The following is a 14,672-nucleotide window of genomic DNA, read 5'->3' on the forward strand; positions in this document are numbered from 1 at the left end:
TGAATGACTCTTTGTTATGGACCCTTCGAGCCTCGAAATATTGAAATGGATATATAAATCATGATTTTAGCCGTATGGCACAGGGTTTGCTGATTGCCACTCACCTGCCGCGCCGTGCGGCAAAGAGGAAACGAGGAGTAGCGGGATGAAATGGATGCTGGGAGTGGTGCTGGCCCTGGGACTGACCGGATGCAGCTGGCAGGATGACGTCAAGGTGCGCGGGGAGGGGGCCGTGGTGGAGCAGCAGCATCCCCTGGGGCATGAGGTGACCCGGGTGCTGGCGGGCGTGCCCGCCAACCTGTACCTGGTGGCGGGAGAGAGCCACACCCTCAGGGTCAAGGGGGAGGCCAACCTGCTGCCCTATCTGGTACTCACCGAGCAGGGGGAGAAGCTGGAGATCGAGGTCAAGGATGGCTACCGGCTCGACCCCACCCAGCCGCTGGAGATCACCATCACCCTGCCGACGCTGCACGAGTTGGCACTGGCGGGGGTTGGCAACGGCGCCTTGCGCGACTTCAAGGGGGATGATCTGGTGCTCTCCCTGGCGGGCACGGGGGACATCGTCGCCAGCGGGCTGACGCTGGATCGGCTGGAAGGCAACATCGCCGGGCTGGGCAACCTGGATCTGGGGCAGGGCTCCGCCCGGGTGATGGCGCTTAACATCGCCGGCGCTGGTGGCGTCAAGGGGGCCGGGCTCGCCAGCGAGGAGGTCGAGGTGAGCATCGCCGGCAGTGGCGAGGTCGAGGTGCGGGCCCGGTCGCGGCTCAAGATAGAGATCGCCGGTGCCGGTGCGGTCAACTACTGGGGCAGCCCAGCGCTGACCAGCGAGATCGCGGGCTCGGGTCAGGTGAGCCGGTTGGGGAGCTGATCCCATCACCGCAACAATGAAAAAGGCCCCTCGGGCCTTTTTGCAGGATGCGACACTGTGGGACGACACCTCACTCGAGGGGGAGTGCGAGGCCCAGATCGGCGTTCAGGCGCATCAGCAGCCACTGCATGCCGGCGAGGTGCTGGTGGTCATGGCTGATGAGCAGGCGCACCAGACCGTCCAGGGTCACCTCCCCATAGCCGCCATAGCGGGCGCGGCGCTGCCAGGCGTCGGACGGCACCGTCTTCAGCCATTCGACGGTCTGCAGGCGGGCGGTGCGAAAGCGGTCGAGCTGCGTGGCGGTATCCTGCCGGGGGTAATCATGGTCCAGCGCCAGCTGATAGCCATCGAGGGAGGCGAGCTCCGGCAGGCTTTCCGCCAGGGTGCGACGAAACCGCACCTGATAGCCCAGCACCTCGATGTCCAGCAGGTGGCAGAGGTGCCCCCTGGCACTGAAACGCTCGGAGGGGATCCCGGCCCAGTTGGCGGGTTCCCAGTCCAGATGGCCGGTGGGGACCTGTGCCAGCAGCCGCTCGAACTGATCAGGCATGGCCAGCAATGTGGTGAAGAGAGGCATCCTTGTCTCCTGTTTCCGGGTGAATGGCCGCCCGCTGACGGGGCGGCCACGAGCGGATCAGCCTCAGGCCGGTTCGCCCAGGTGGTTGGCGTGAAAGCGCAGGTGCGCCTCGATGAAGCTCGCCACGAAGTAATAGCTGTGGTCGTAGCCGGCATGGCGGTTGAGCGTCAGGGGCCACGCCCGGGTGGCGGCCACTTCGGCCAGGGTGTCGATGCCGAGCTGCTCCGCCAGGAAGGGGTCGTCCAGCCCCACGTCCACCAGGGTCGGCAGGGGCGGGCTGTCGTGGTGGCGCAGCAGCTGGCAGGCATCCCACTCCTGCCACAGCAGGGGGTTGTTGCCGAGGTAGGCGCCGAGGGCCTTCTGGCCCCAGGGGCAGCGGCTCGGGTGGCTGATGGGGCTGAAGGCCGACACCGAGCGGTAGCGACCTGGCTCGCGCAGGGCGGCGATGAGGGCGCCGTGGCCCCCCATGGAGTGGCCGCTGATGGCGCGCTTCGTCGAGACCGGGAAGTGGGTCTCGATGAGCTCGGGCAGCTCCCGGGTGACGTAATCGTACATCTGGTAGTGATCCCGCCAGGGGGTCTGGGTGGCGTTGACGTAGAAACCCGCCCCCATGCCGAGGTCATAGCCGGGATCGTCCGCCACCCCTTCACCGCGGGGGCTGGTGTCCGGCGCTACCAGAGCGATGCCGAGCTCGGCGGCGATGCGCTGGGCCCCGGCTTTTTGCATGAAGTTCTCGTCGGTGCAGGTGAGACCGGAGAGCCAGTAGAGCACCGGGACTTTCTGGCCGGTGAGGGCCTGGGGCGGCAGGTAGATGGCGAAGCGCATCTCGCACCCCAGCACATTGGAGCGGTGGCGATACTGCTTGTGCCAGCCGCCGAAGCTCTTGTTGCTGCTGATGATGTCCAGATTCATGTAAGGACTCCTTGCCCCGCCCATGCGATGGGCGGGGCGCTCATGGGATCAGTAGTGGATGACGGTGCGGATGCTCTTGCCTTCGTGCATCAGATCGAACGCCTCGTTGATCTGCTCAAGGGGCATGGTGTGGGTGATGAAGTCGTCCAGCTTGAACTCACCCTGCATGTAGCGCTGTACGTAGCTCGGCAGCTCGCTGCGACCGCGCACGCCCCCGAAGGCGCTGCCGCGCCACACCCGGCCGGTGACCAGCTGGAACGGACGGGTGCTGATCTCTTGGCCCGCACCGGCCACGCCGATGATGACGGATTCGCCCCAGCCCTTGTGGCAGCACTCCAGCGCCGCGCGCATCACCTTGACGTTGCCGATGCACTCGAAGGAGAAGTCGACTCCGCCGTCGGTCATCTCGACGATCACCTCCTGGATGGGCTTGTCATAGTCGTTCGGGTTGATGCAGTCGGTGGCGCCCAGCTTGCGGGCCAGCTCGAATTTGCTCTCGTTGATGTCGATGGCGATGATGCGGCCGGCCTTGGCCAGGCGCGCGCCTATGATGGCAGAGAGGCCGATGCCCCCCAGCCCGAAGATAGCGACGCTCTCACCCTCTTTCACCTTGGCGGTGTTCATCACGGCGCCGATGCCGGTGGTGACGCCGCAGCCCAGCAGGCAGACCTCTTCCAGCGGGGCGGCCGGATCCACCTTGGCGATGGAGATTTCGGGCAGCACCGTGTATTCGCTGAAGGTGGAGGTGCCCATGTAGTGGTAGATGGGCTGGCCGTCCTTGGAGAAGCGGGTGGTGCCGTCCGGCATCAGCCCCTTGCCCTGGGTGGCGCGGATCTTCTGGCACAGGTTGGTCTTGCCGGATTTGCAGAACTTGCACTCGCCGCACTCGGGGGTGTAGAGCGGGATCACGTGATCGCCGACCTTGACGCTGGTGACACCCTCGCCGACGGACTCGACGATACCGCCCCCTTCATGGCCCAGGATGCAGGGGAAGACCCCTTCCGGATCTTCACCGGAGAGGGTGAAGGCATCGGTGTGGCAGACGCCGGTCGCGACGATGCGCACCCGCACCTCGCCGGCCTGGGGCGGCATGACCTCGACCTCTTCGATGGAGAGGGGCTGACCCGGTCCCCAGGCGATGGCGGCTTTACACTTGATGCTCTGAACCTGTGCCATGAATGACGTCCTCGTAGTGGTTGGATGAACGGAAATGAGTTCGGAGATCCAGTGTAGTTTCCCGCTGATTTGGTGATAATAACGCTAAGTATCAAATCACTTTTACACACAGGTAATAATGTTCGGCTGGGAAGGGGTCTGTGAATTTGTCAGCGTGGCGGAGCAGGGGGGCTTTACCCCGGCCGCGCGCAAGCTCGGGGTGTCGGTGGCCCAGGTGAGCCGCCAGGTGGCGCAGCTCGAAGACAGGCTGCAGGCCAAGCTGCTGCTGCGCACCACCCGCCAGGTGCGACTCACCGAACTCGGGGAGATCTATTTTCGCCACTGCCGCCAGTTGCTGGACAACCTCTACGAGGCGGAGCTGGCGGTGGGGCGCCATCAGGCGGTGCCCCAGGGCTCCTTGCGCATCACGGCCCCGGTCTCCTACGGCGAGAGCCGCATCGCCCCCCTGGTGAACGACTTCATGGTGCGCTTCCCCCAGCTGGAGGTGACCCTCAACCTCACCAACCAGTTGCTGGATCTGGTGCACGAGGGGTTCGATCTGGCGATCCGCCTCGGCCACCTCAAGGATTCGACCCTGGTGGCCCGCAAGCTGGCGCAGCGGGTACCCTATGTGTGCGCCTCCCCCGCCTACACCGCCCGCCACGGCATGCCCAACAGTCTCTCGGAGCTGGCCCGTCACACCTGCCTGGTGGGCAACGGCGACGAGTGGCACTTCACCCTGAACGGTAAACCCCACAGCGTGCGGGTACGCGGTCTGCTGCAGTGCAACAGCGGCCACGCCCTGCTGGATGCGGCCATCAAGGGGATCGGCATCATCCAGCTGCCGGACTACTACGTGAGCGACCACCTCGCCCGGGGGGAGCTCATCGAGCTGCTGCCGGAGCTGCGGGCCCCCGAGGAGGGGATCTGGGCCCTCTATCCCCACAACCGCCACCTCTCCCCCAAGGTGCGGCTGCTGGTGGACTATCTGGCCGAGCGCCTCAGCGATCCCCACCAACCCGCCCTGGTGCGCCCCATCGGCTGAGCCGTCGCCCGAAAAAGAAAAGGCCCGCATGTGCGGGCCTTTTGCATGGCATGAAGGGCGGGGCTATTCCCGCTCCTTGACGTAGGGGGTGCCGAGGGCCTTGGGGGCTACCGCCTTGCCGATGAAACCGGCCAGCAGGAAGACCGTCAGGATGTAGGGCAGCGCCTCGATGGCCTGCACCGGGATCGGGAAATCGCCGATGCTGACCCCTTGCAGCCGGATGGCGACCGCGTCGAGGAAGCCGAACAGCAGACAGGCCGCCATGGCGTTCCAGGGGCGCCACTTGCCGAACACCAGGGCCGCCAGCGCCATGAAGCCCTTGCCCGCGCTCATGTTGGGGATGAACTGGGCAGTCTGGGCCACCGCCAGATAGGTGCCCCCGATCCCCGCCAGCAGGCCACCGATGATGAGGGCGGTGTAGCGCATCCGCACCACGGAGATACCGGCGGTGTCGACCGCGGCCGGGGCCTCGCCCACCGCCCGCAGCCGCAGGCCGAAGCGAGTACGGAACAGCACCCACCAGGCCAGGGGCACGGCGGCGAAGGCCACGTACTCCAGCAGGGAGTGACCGCTCAAGAGCTCGCTGTAGAGCTGGCCGATGACCGGCACGTCATAGAGCTCCTTGGCATAGGGCAGGTCGATGGGGGCGAAGCGCGCCGCACCGGAGAGCGCCGGAGTCTGGCCCCCCTGATCGAACCAGTAGCGCCCCAGGGTCACGGTGAGACCGGCCGCCAGGATGTTGATGGCCATGCCGCTCACCACCTGATCACCCCGGTGGGTGATGGTGGCGAAGCCGTGCAGCAGGGCGAACAGGATGGAGATCCCCACCCCGACCCCCAGCCCAATCCAGGCGGAACCGGTGACGGCGGCCGCCGCCGCACTGGCGAAGGCGGAGGCTAGCAGCTTGCCCTCCAGGGCGATGTTGACCACCCCGGAGCGTTCACAAAACATCCCGGCCATGGCCGCCAGGATGAGCGGAGGCGCGGTACGGATGGTGGCATCCAGCATCAGGATCAGCATTTCGAACATGATCAGGCTCCTTTCACTTGGGCGGCCGGGCGGTTGGCAAAGGCCAGATAGGCCTGCTCGATGCGCGGGCGCAGCATGTGCTCCAGGGCGCCGCAGAACAGGATCACCAGACCCTGCAGCACCACGACGATGTTGCGGTCCACCCCGAACTCGAAGCTGAGCTCGGCGCCGCCCTGGTAGAGGAAGCCGAACAGCAGGCTGGCGATGATGACGCCGACCGGGTGGTTGCGGCCCATCAGGGCCACCGCGATGCCGGTGAAGCCGAAGCCTTCCACGAAGTTGAGCTTGATCTGGTGCAGCTCACCCTGCAGCACGTTGAGGGCGAAGAAGCCCGCCAGCATGCCGGAGATCACCATGGCCAGGATCACCACCTTGGGGTAGGAGATGCCCGCATAGGCGGAGGCACTCTGGCTTGCGCCCACGGAGCGGATCTCGTAGCCCCAGCGGGTATGCCAGATGAAGACCCACACCAGGGCCGCACAGATCAGCGCCCAGAAGAAGCTGATGTTGAGGGGGCTGTTGGGCATGGCGATGCCGAAACCGGCCGCCAGCTCGCTCATCTTCGGCAGCCAGCTCGCCACGGCGAACACCTTGCTCTCGGTGGCCATGGATCCTGGCGGCTTGAAGATATCCACCAGCAGGTAGGCCATCAGGGAGGCGGCGATGAAGTTGAACATGATGGTGGTGATGACGATGTGGCTGCCCCGCTTGGCTTGCAGCCAGGCCGGGATGAAGGCCCAGGCCGCGCCGAACAGGCCGCCGGCGATGATGGCGAGCGGCAGCAAGAGGGCGAACGGCAGCACGTCCCCGAGCAGCAGACAGACCAGACCGACCCCGAGGCCGCCGATATAGGCCTGCCCTTCACCGCCGATGTTGAACAGGCCGGCGTGGAAGGCCACCGCCACCGCCAGACCGGTGAAGATGAAACCGGTGGCGTAGTAGAGGGTGAAGCCTATCCCCTCGCCGGTGCCGAAGGCGCCGTACCACATGATTTCGGCTGCCTCGATGGGGCTGATGTCGAGGTAATAGAACAGGATGGCCGACACCAGGAAGGCCAGCAGGATATTGACTGCGGGCAGCACGCCCACGGATATCCAGGCAGGAACACGTGCTTGGCTCATGAATGGGCCTCCTTGATATCGTCGGGGACTATGTTCGCCATCATCAGGCCGAATCCGTTACAAGTGGTTGTGACCTTCATGATGTGGCTCCTTGTGATTGGCTTGCCGCCACGTCGTCAGGAACTATGTTCGCCATCATCAGGCCGATGGTGCGTTCATCCGCCCTGGCACCGTCCAGCTCGCCGACGATGCGGCCATCGGCGATGACCAGAATGCGGTCGGAGAGGCTCATGATCTCGTCCAGCTCCACCGACACCAGCAGCACCGCCTTGCCCTTGTCGCGCATGGCGATGATCTGCTGGTGGATGTACTCGATGGCGCCGATGTCGACGCCCCGGGTCGGCTGGCCGACCAGCAGCACATCCGGGTCCTGCTCCACTTCCCGGGCGATCACCAGCTTCTGCTGGTTGCCGCCGGAGAAGTTGGCGGTCTTGTGCTCCGGGCTCGGCGGGCGCACGTCCCACTTCTCCATCTTGGCCTGGCAATCCTGGCGGATCGCCTCCTTGTCCTGCAGCCAGCCCTTGTTGTACTGGGCACGGCGGTGATAGCCGAGGATGAAGGCCTCTTTCGCCTCGAAGCGGTTGATGAGCCCCATCTTGTGTCTGTCTTCCGGGATGTGGCCCAGGCCGAAGTTGCGCACCTGCTCCGGGTCGGCCGGGTGGCTCTGGCTTACGTCGTGGCGCTGCGCCCCGGCGATGGTGAAGCCGCCCTTGCTGGGCTTGAGGATGCCGCCGAGCAGGCTGAGCAGCTCGGACTGGCCGTTGCCGGAGACCCCGGCGATGCCGACCACTTCCCCTGCCCGCACCTCGAAGCTGACGGATTTGACCCGTTCCACCCCGGCGTCATCGACGTAAGAGAGGCCCTCGACCTTGAGCTTGGCCTCGCCCGGCTGGGCGGTGCCCTTGTCGACCTTGAGGCGCACCTTGCGGCCCACCATCAGTTCGGCGAGCTGCTCCTTGTCGGTGTCTTTGGTGGCGACATGGGCCACCATCTCCCCCCGGCGCATGATGGAGACCTGATCCGTGATGGCCAGGATCTCCCGCAGCTTGTGGGTGATGAGGATGACGGTCGCCCCCTGATCCCGCAGCTTTTTCAGCACCTCGAACAGGTGATCCGCCTCTTGCGGGGTCAGTACCCCGGTGGGCTCGTCGAGGATCAGGATGCGGGCACCGCGATAGAGCGCCTTGAGGATCTCGACCCGCTGTTGCAGGCCCACCGGCAGATCCTCGACCTTCTCGTGCAGCGGCACCTCGAGACCATAGTCCCGTGCCAGCTCGCCCAGCAGCTTCTCGGCGGCCGCCAGGCTCTTGCCCAGGCGCCAGCCGTTCTCGGCCCCCAGGATGACGTTTTCCAATACGGTAAAGTTGTTCACCAGCATGAAGTGCTGGTGCACCATGCCCACGCCTGCGGCAATCGCATCTTGGGAGCCATGGGGTTTGAACGGATTCCCGTCGATCAGCATCTCGCCTCTGTCGGCGTGGTAGAAACCGTAAATGATGCTCATCAGGGTCGACTTGCCGGCGCCATTTTCGCCGACGATGCCGTGAATGCTGCCTTTACGAACCTGAAGGTCGATCTGCTTGTTGGCGTACACGTCGCCGAACCGCTTATCGATACCCCTTAATTCGATGGCATAGCGATCTGTCTGGTCCATGATGCAGTCCTTGCGGGTCATGAAGTAGAGACTAAAAACCGGCCCGTGCGGGCCGGTCATCACTGGTTGAGAGTCGTAGCTGTGACTCGGTATTTGCAGGATCAGTACTTACAGGAGTTGTCGCTCATGTAGTCGTGCACCTTGATCTTGCCGGCGATGATGTCGGCCTTGATGCTCTCGACCTTGGCTTTCATTTCCGGGGTGATCAGCTTGGCGTTGTTCTCGTCCAGCGCCCAGTCAACCCCGCCTTCGGCCAGACCCAGAGACTGGATGCCCGGCTTCCAGCTGCCCTTGGCGGCGTCATCCCAGCTCTTGTACGCGGCCAGACCCACGGACTTGACCATGGAGGTCAGCATGGTGCCCGGTTGCAGATGGTTCTGGTTGGAATCCACACCGATGGCCAGCTTGCCTTCGTCCTTGGCAGCCTGATAGACACCGATCCCGGTGCCACCGGCGGCGGCATAGACCACGTCGGCGCCCTTGGCGAACTGGGACTTGGCCAGTTCTGCACCCTTGGCCGGGTCGGCGAAGGCTGCCGGGGTGGAGCCGGTCATGTTCTGATAGACGTCGATCTTCGGATTGATGTACTTGGCGCCCTGCTCATAGCCGCACTGGAACTTGCGGATCAGCGGGATGTCCATGCCGCCCACGAAGCCGACCTTGCCGGTCTTGGAGGCGATGGCTGCCAGGGCACCCACCAGGAAGGAACCTTCATGCTCCTTGAAGATGAGGGACTGGACGTTCGGCTTGTCGACCACCATGTCGATGATGGTGAACTGGGTGTTCGGGAACTCGGTGGCGACCTTCTCTACCGCGGAACCCATGTTGAAGCCGACGGCGACGATGGGGCCGTTGCCACGGCTGGCCAGACGACGCAGGCCCTGCTCGCGCTGAGCTTCGTTCTGGGGTTCGAACTCCTTGACCTTGACGCCTTTGTCCTTGTTGTAGACTTCGACGCCGTTGCGGAACACGGCTTCGTTGAAGGACTTGTCGAATTTGCCTGCGGTGTCATAGATGACGGCGGGCTCGGAGGCTGCCTGGGCGGACAGGGCAGCGAGGGTGAGGGCGGCCACGGTGGCCAGCTTGAGCACTTTAGTCACGATCGTATCCTTGATTGTTATGTGAGGGTCCACAACCTGTCTTGGCAGGTCATAAAGCACGCTGGCTAACTGTAAGTGAGCCAGCCCGTTGGTCAAGGGGATCATAGAGGAAAAACGTTTGCGTTAACGGTTTGAAATATAAGCAAATTGCCTTATAAGTGTTTGTTTTATGGTGTTTTTGCAGAATTAAATTCCGGGATTAATAGGGCTCGATCGACATTTGTGTTTGGATTCATGACGTTAGGCGCAACCGTTTTCCTCCCCTGATGAAAAAACTGGCTTCCATCGGCACCAGCCCTGCGGCCTCATCGACGCCATGTTGGCGGGCGGGCTGGCTGAGCGCCAGGAGGTCCGCCCGAGGTGTGACAGCCCAAGATGGATGGCTTTTTCCCCTCCCAGGGTCGTCGTCTGTGGCCGTTTTTCCTGCTCGCTCGGGGCCTGCGTGATGGCAAGCACACTCATATGGAAATGCATTGGTGTTTGTCATATGGATACGCTAGGTTATACCCGGATTAACTTGGCCCCCGGGATGGGGCCGTATTTTTTACATTTGTTCGGGTGATAAAAATGAAAAAAAACGTGCTGAGTATGGCAGTGGCTTGTGTGTTGTCCGGTGTCATGTTGACCGCTTGCGGGGGTGGTGGTGACGATAACGGTGGCGGCAGCAATGGTGGCAACAATGGCGGTGGCACCGACACCGGCAGCAAGCCTCTTCACACTGCCGTCTTCCTGGATTCCGTCGTGGGTGGCCTCGACTATCGGTGCAACGATTACACCGGTGTCACCAATGCCAAGGGTGAATTCCTGTTTGATGATGGCGACACCTGCGAATTCGCATTGGGCAACCAACGCCTGGGGGCGGTGACCCTCAAGGCGGGCAACTCGCTGGTGACCCCTTACACCCTGGCGGGTGACGACAAGGAGAAAGCGATCCGCATTGCGGCATTGCTGCAGACGCTCGACAGCGACAGCAATCCGGAGAACGGCATCACCCTCGACAAGGCGCAGGTCGCGCAACTGGGGATCGTCGAACTGGGTAGCGATGACGCCTTCAACACCTCCCTGGTCGAGGCGCTGAAAACAGCGGGCCTCACCAAGGCCGTCGTCTCTCTGGCTGCGGCGAAAGCCCACCTCTCCGCCACCCTGGCTGGCGTCAATGGCCGCTCCGTGGCGGTCGACAAGGTGCTGAGCGATCTGCAGGGACTGACCGATCTGAAAAACCTGGACGTCGAGAGCAAGTTCAAGGAGTACAAGGAGACCCTGCAGGCCGAGACCGGTGAGAGCGGCAAGGCCGATCGCCAGATCGTGCTGGCCATGCTGACCATGCTGGAGGTGACCAACAACCCCGTGGTGGCTGAACGCCTGGCCTTCACCTCGTCCGCCATTGGCAGTGGTTACAGCACCAGCCTGGCCAAGGTGATGGATGTCATCATCCATACCCCCGGCACCGCCTCCGTGGCGCTCAAAGGTGGCAAGGGATATACCCGTGACGTGGCCAAGCTGATGGGCGCCTATGCCGACAGCCTGGAAAACGTCGCGGCTGCCCTGGCCGATATCCAGGATCCGGATTACAGCGCCACCTATGGCGATGACGATACCGTCACCCTCAACCTCGACGGTGCCAAGGCCCTGCGGGCGTCGGCGATGGCGATGGCATCGGCCCTCAACATCGCCGCCTCCTACCAGTACGGTCCGGACAGCGCCTATGTCACCCAGCAGGAAGAAGTGACCTTGCCGCGTATGCACATCAAGGACACCTGGGGCATGCAGCCGACCACCACCTATGAAGAGAGCAGCAGCACCTTCGAGACCCAGTTCAGTCAGCAGGAAATCGAGCCGGATGCGCTGGTGGCGCACGCCGATTTCTTCCGTTTGACCGACGATGCCAAAGCACGGTTGGCCAAGGCCAAGTCGCAGTTGAAGGATGCGGTGAGCCTCGCTCTGACCATCGATCAGAGCAAGCTGGACGAGTCGTTGACCCAGGATGAGATCGAGGCCAATGCCGCGACCCTCAAGGAGCTGGCGAACCACTTTGCAGGCACTGTGCCCACTATCCAGTGGGAAAGCGTCGAGACCCGATACGTCAATACCGGCATGGGCTGGCAGCCTCAAGAGGTGGGGGTGAAGTACAACATCAATGTGCTGCCGTTCTTCGATGAGATGCTGGATCGCAGTGACATGACCATCAAGGTGACCGGCGGCTGTGATGGCGCCGTGGGGGCGCGGGATGCCGAGCTGTCCAAGGCCATGGGAGAGCCCATGTGTCTCATCACGAGCGACGAGTTCAAGGCACTTGCCCAGAGCGATCGCGGCGCACTGAAGTACATCGGCTGGATGCAGGAAGATCAGGAGAGCCACACCGCCATCTATGCCAAGGGGGTGGGTTATGACTGGTCAACCCAGATGACGCCGGTGGCCGGGTCGACCTTTGACAAGGTATTCGTCTCCTGTACCGACCTGGATGACAACAAGGTCAGCTGTGTCGATCAGCTGTAAACCAGTGGGAGCGCTCCTGACGGGGGCGCTCCTGTTGTGGATGCCGGTGGCACAGGCTGCCGGCATGCTGACGCGCTACACCGATTATCGGGAGCGTGTCTTCGATCGTCAGGGTCAGTTGCAATATCAATTGACCACCCACGAATACTTGCAGCGGATGCCCAGCGGGCGTCCGTCATTGTCCAGTCTGTTTGCGTTGCGAGAGATGCAACGAGCATCACTGCAGCTCAAGCAGGGCACCTTGATGGTGAATGACGTCATCGTGCGCTTCGAGCATGGGCATTATCAGGACGGCATGTTGATGATGGGGAACACGGAAGTGACCCTGCCTGAGGGCCGCATGCTGGCCGCTTCACTGCGATTTGATCCCGTCCAGCAGGTGCTGGATGCCCCCCGCGCCCGGTTGCTCAGCTTTTCCGGTGAGGTACTGGGCCAATACCGGGACTATCACCGCCCCCTTCGTTGATCCTGCCGGTTGGTCTCTGGCGGCTCAGGCCGTATAATCCCCGCCTGTATAAATAAACAGGAGTGGTGATGGACGTTTCAACCCTGCTCGACGGGCTCAATGACAAGCAAAGAGACGCGGTGGCGGCCCCCCGTTGCAACCTGCTGGTGCTGGCCGGTGCCGGTTCGGGCAAGACCCGGGTGCTGGTGCACCGTATCGCCTGGCTGATGCAGGTGGAACGCTGTTCACCCTTCTCCATCATCGCGGTGACCTTTACCAACAAGGCGGCGGCCGAGATGCGCGGCCGGGTCGAGAAGGTGATCGGTGACGGCGTGCGCGGCATGTGGATCGGCACCTTCCACGGCATCGCCCACCGCCTGCTGCGGGCCCACCATCTGGATGCGGGGCTGCCGCAGGATTTCCAGATCCTCGACTCCGACGACCAGTACCGCCTCATCCGCCGGGTGCTCAAGGCGCTCAACCTCGACGAGAAGCACTGGGCCCCGCGCGCCGTGATGGGCTACATCAACGGCAAGAAAGATGAAGGCTTGCGCCCCGGCGACATCGACCTCTACGGCGACCCCGTCACCCGCACCTATCAGCAGATCTACAAGACCTATCAGGAGACCTGCGATCGCTCCGGTCTGGTGGACTTCGCCGAGCTGCTGCTGCGCGCCCACGAGCTGTGGCTCAACAAACCGCACATCCTCGAACACTACCGCGACCGCTTCCAGAACATCCTGGTGGACGAGTTTCAGGATACCAACGGCATCCAGTACGCCTGGCTGCGGATGCTGGCGGGCAACAGCGGCAAGGTGATGATCGTCGGCGACGATGACCAGTCCATCTACGGCTGGCGCGGCGCCAAGATCGAGAACATCCAGCGCTTCCTGACCGACTATCAGGGCGCCGAGACCATCCGCCTCGAACAGAACTACCGCTCCACCGCCAATATCCTCAAAGCGGCCAACAGCGTTATCGCCAACAACGCCGAACGCCTTGGCAAGGAGCTGTGGACCGAAGGGGCCGAGGGCGAGCCGATTTCGCTGTATGCAGCCTTCAACGAGGTGGACGAAGCGCGCTTCGTGGTCGGCCGTCTCAAGGATTGGAAGGAAAAGGGCGGCCTGTTGGCCGACTGCGCCATCCTCTATCGCTCCAACGCCCAGTCGCGGGTGCTGGAAGAGGCGCTGATGCAGGACGCCATGCCCTATCGCATCTACGGCGGCCTGCGCTTCTTCGAGCGGCAGGAAATTAAAGACGCCATGGCCTACCTGCGTCTTATCAACAACCGTGGTGACGACGCCAGCTTCGAGCGGGTGGTCAACACCCCGACCCGCGGCATCGGCGATCGCACCCTCGAGATCCTGCGCGGCAACGCCCGCGATCAGGGGCTCAACCTGTGGCAATCGGCCAAGGCACTGCTCAACGACAAGGTGCTGACCGGTCGCGCCGGTAACGCGGTGCGCGGCTTTGTGGAGCTGATCGACGCGCTGGAGGAGCAGGTCGCCATGCTGCCGCTGCACCAGCAGGCGGATATCGCCATCCAGAACTCCGGCCTCAAGGCGATGTATTTGGCGGAAAAAGGCGAGAAATCCCAGGCGCGGGTAGAGAACCTGGACGAACTGGTCACCGCCTGCCGCCAGTACCAGCGCCCGGACGAGCTGGAAGATATGAGCGATCTCTCCGCCTTCCTCGCCCACGCGGCACTGGAGTCCGGCGAGAATCAGGCGGACGAATATGCCGATGCGGTGCAGCTGATGACATTGCACAGCGCCAAGGGCTTGGAGTTCCCGCTGGTGCTGCTGGTCGGCGTCGAAGAGGGGATGTTCCCCAGCCAGCAATCGACCGAGGAGTCGGGCCGGCTGGAAGAGGAGCGCCGCCTCTGTTACGTCGGCATGACCCGCGCCATGGAGAAGCTCTACATCTGTTATGCGGAGAGCCGCCGCATCTACGGCCGCGAGATGTTCCACAAGCCGAGCCGCTTTATCCGCGAGATGCCCGCCGAGTGTCTGGAAGAGATCCGGCTGCGCACTCAGGTCAGCCGCCCCACCCAGTACGGCCGCTTCAGCCAGAACGAGGTGCAGCAAAGCTTCGACGCCAGCGGCATCAAGCTCGGCCAGCGGGTGCTGCACCCGAAATTCGGGGAAGGAATCGTGCTCAACTTCGAAGGGGTCGGCCAGCAGAGCCGGGTGCAAATCCAGTTCGACGACGTCGGCGCCAAGTGGCTGGTGACGGCGTATGCCAGATTGGAGATGCTTTAAGTAGCCACG

General features: G+C 63.3%; 12 protein-coding genes. 5 read left to right on the forward strand and 7 right to left on the reverse strand.

The annotated features are described in order from the left end of the window. Window positions 1-145 precede the first annotated feature (145 nt). Window positions 146-868, forward strand: a complete 723-nt coding sequence (locus I6L48_RS04570; protein ID WP_042864626.1) for a DUF2807 domain-containing protein — start codon at window positions 146-148, stop codon at window positions 866-868. A 70-nt stretch (window positions 869-938) separates the two neighbouring features. On the opposite strand, the gene I6L48_RS04575 is transcribed toward I6L48_RS04570, so the two are convergent. The 3 genes from I6L48_RS04575 to I6L48_RS04585 all read right to left on the reverse strand — a co-directional run bounded on the left by I6L48_RS04575 (window position 939) and on the right by I6L48_RS04585 (window position 3,533). Continuing rightward, the gene (locus tag I6L48_RS04575) at window positions 939-1,445 is read right to left on the reverse strand and encodes a DinB family protein (protein WP_216987812.1); all 507 of its coding nucleotides are present in this window, start codon (window positions 1,443-1,445) and stop codon (window positions 939-941) included. A 63-nt stretch (window positions 1,446-1,508) separates the two neighbouring features. Beyond that, a complete protein-coding gene (gene fghA, locus I6L48_RS04580; RefSeq protein ID WP_039039543.1) occupies window positions 1,509-2,357 on the reverse strand; it encodes an S-formylglutathione hydrolase in 849 nt (282 codons plus the stop codon). Between the two features lie 48 nt (window positions 2,358-2,405). Beyond that, on the reverse strand, window positions 2,406-3,533 hold the full coding sequence (locus I6L48_RS04585; RefSeq protein ID WP_053288845.1) for an S-(hydroxymethyl)glutathione dehydrogenase/class III alcohol dehydrogenase: 1,128 nt from the start codon (window positions 3,531-3,533) through the stop codon (window positions 2,406-2,408). 118 nt (window positions 3,534-3,651) lie between these two features. Between I6L48_RS04585 and I6L48_RS04590 the strand changes: the two genes are divergently transcribed. Further along, the gene (locus I6L48_RS04590) at window positions 3,652-4,557 is read left to right on the forward strand and encodes a LysR substrate-binding domain-containing protein (protein WP_039039541.1); all 906 of its coding nucleotides are present in this window, start codon (window positions 3,652-3,654) and stop codon (window positions 4,555-4,557) included. Window positions 4,558-4,620: 63 nt separating this feature from the next. Here the strand turns inward: I6L48_RS04590 and I6L48_RS04595 are convergent, their stop codons facing one another. From I6L48_RS04595 to I6L48_RS04610, 4 genes are all read right to left on the reverse strand, one after another. Further along, window positions 4,621-5,586, reverse strand: coding sequence for an ABC transporter permease (locus tag I6L48_RS04595; protein WP_010672471.1), 966 nt, complete (start codon window positions 5,584-5,586; stop codon window positions 4,621-4,623). A 2-nt stretch (window positions 5,587-5,588) separates the two neighbouring features. After that, window positions 5,589-6,707 (reverse strand): ABC transporter permease, encoded by a 1,119-nt coding sequence (locus I6L48_RS04600; RefSeq protein WP_128344606.1) that lies wholly within the window; start codon window positions 6,705-6,707, stop codon window positions 5,589-5,591. A 76-nt stretch (window positions 6,708-6,783) separates the two neighbouring features. Further along, complete coding sequence (locus I6L48_RS04605) at window positions 6,784-8,361, reverse strand: ABC transporter ATP-binding protein (protein ID WP_216987813.1); 1,578 nt, start codon at window positions 8,359-8,361, stop codon at window positions 6,784-6,786. A 101-nt stretch (window positions 8,362-8,462) separates the two neighbouring features. After that, complete coding sequence (locus I6L48_RS04610; protein ID WP_041212138.1) at window positions 8,463-9,461, reverse strand: BMP family protein; 999 nt, start codon at window positions 9,459-9,461, stop codon at window positions 8,463-8,465. A gap of 588 nt (window positions 9,462-10,049) precedes the next feature. Here I6L48_RS04610 and I6L48_RS04615 point away from each other — a divergent pair. The 3 genes from I6L48_RS04615 to uvrD all read left to right on the forward strand — a co-directional run bounded on the left by I6L48_RS04615 (window position 10,050) and on the right by uvrD (window position 14,663). Then, window positions 10,050-11,957 (forward strand): hypothetical protein, encoded by a 1,908-nt coding sequence (locus I6L48_RS04615; RefSeq protein ID WP_216987814.1) that lies wholly within the window; start codon window positions 10,050-10,052, stop codon window positions 11,955-11,957. Continuing rightward, complete coding sequence (locus I6L48_RS04620; protein WP_216987815.1) at window positions 11,941-12,423, forward strand: hypothetical protein; 483 nt, start codon at window positions 11,941-11,943, stop codon at window positions 12,421-12,423. The genes I6L48_RS04615 and I6L48_RS04620 overlap by 17 nt, the downstream gene beginning before the upstream one ends. A 68-nt stretch (window positions 12,424-12,491) precedes the next feature. Beyond that, a complete protein-coding gene (gene uvrD / locus I6L48_RS04625) occupies window positions 12,492-14,663 on the forward strand; it encodes a DNA helicase II (protein ID WP_216987816.1) in 2,172 nt (723 codons plus the stop codon). Window positions 14,664-14,672: the final 9 nt, after the last annotated feature.

It is taken from the genome of Aeromonas sp. FDAARGOS 1418, assembly GCF_019048585.1.
In the GTDB taxonomy this organism is placed as follows: domain Bacteria; phylum Pseudomonadota; class Gammaproteobacteria; order Enterobacterales; family Aeromonadaceae; genus Aeromonas; species Aeromonas caviae.

Excerpts from the sequence above, each read along its gene's own strand:
- I6L48_RS04570 (WP_042864626.1), top strand. The coding sequence starts at position 146 with ATGAAATGGATGCTGGGAGTGGTGCTGGCCCTGGGACTGACCGGATGC.
- I6L48_RS04575 (WP_216987812.1), bottom strand. The coding sequence starts at position 1,445 with ATGCCTCTCTTCACCACATTGCTGGCCATGCCTGATCAGTTCGAGCGG.
- fghA (WP_039039543.1), bottom strand. The coding sequence starts at position 2,357 with ATGAATCTGGACATCATCAGCAGCAACAAGAGCTTCGGCGGCTGGCAC.
- I6L48_RS04585 (WP_053288845.1), bottom strand. The coding sequence starts at position 3,533 with ATGGCACAGGTTCAGAGCATCAAGTGTAAAGCCGCCATCGCCTGGGGA.
- I6L48_RS04590 (WP_039039541.1), top strand. The coding sequence starts at position 3,652 with ATGTTCGGCTGGGAAGGGGTCTGTGAATTTGTCAGCGTGGCGGAGCAG.
- I6L48_RS04595 (WP_010672471.1), bottom strand. The coding sequence starts at position 5,586 with ATGTTCGAAATGCTGATCCTGATGCTGGATGCCACCATCCGTACCGCG.
- I6L48_RS04600 (WP_128344606.1), bottom strand. The coding sequence starts at position 6,707 with ATGAGCCAAGCACGTGTTCCTGCCTGGATATCCGTGGGCGTGCTGCCC.
- I6L48_RS04605 (WP_216987813.1), bottom strand. The coding sequence starts at position 8,361 with ATGGACCAGACAGATCGCTATGCCATCGAATTAAGGGGTATCGATAAG.
- I6L48_RS04615 (WP_216987814.1), top strand. The coding sequence starts at position 10,050 with ATGGCAGTGGCTTGTGTGTTGTCCGGTGTCATGTTGACCGCTTGCGGG.
- uvrD (WP_216987816.1), top strand. The coding sequence starts at position 12,492 with ATGGACGTTTCAACCCTGCTCGACGGGCTCAATGACAAGCAAAGAGAC.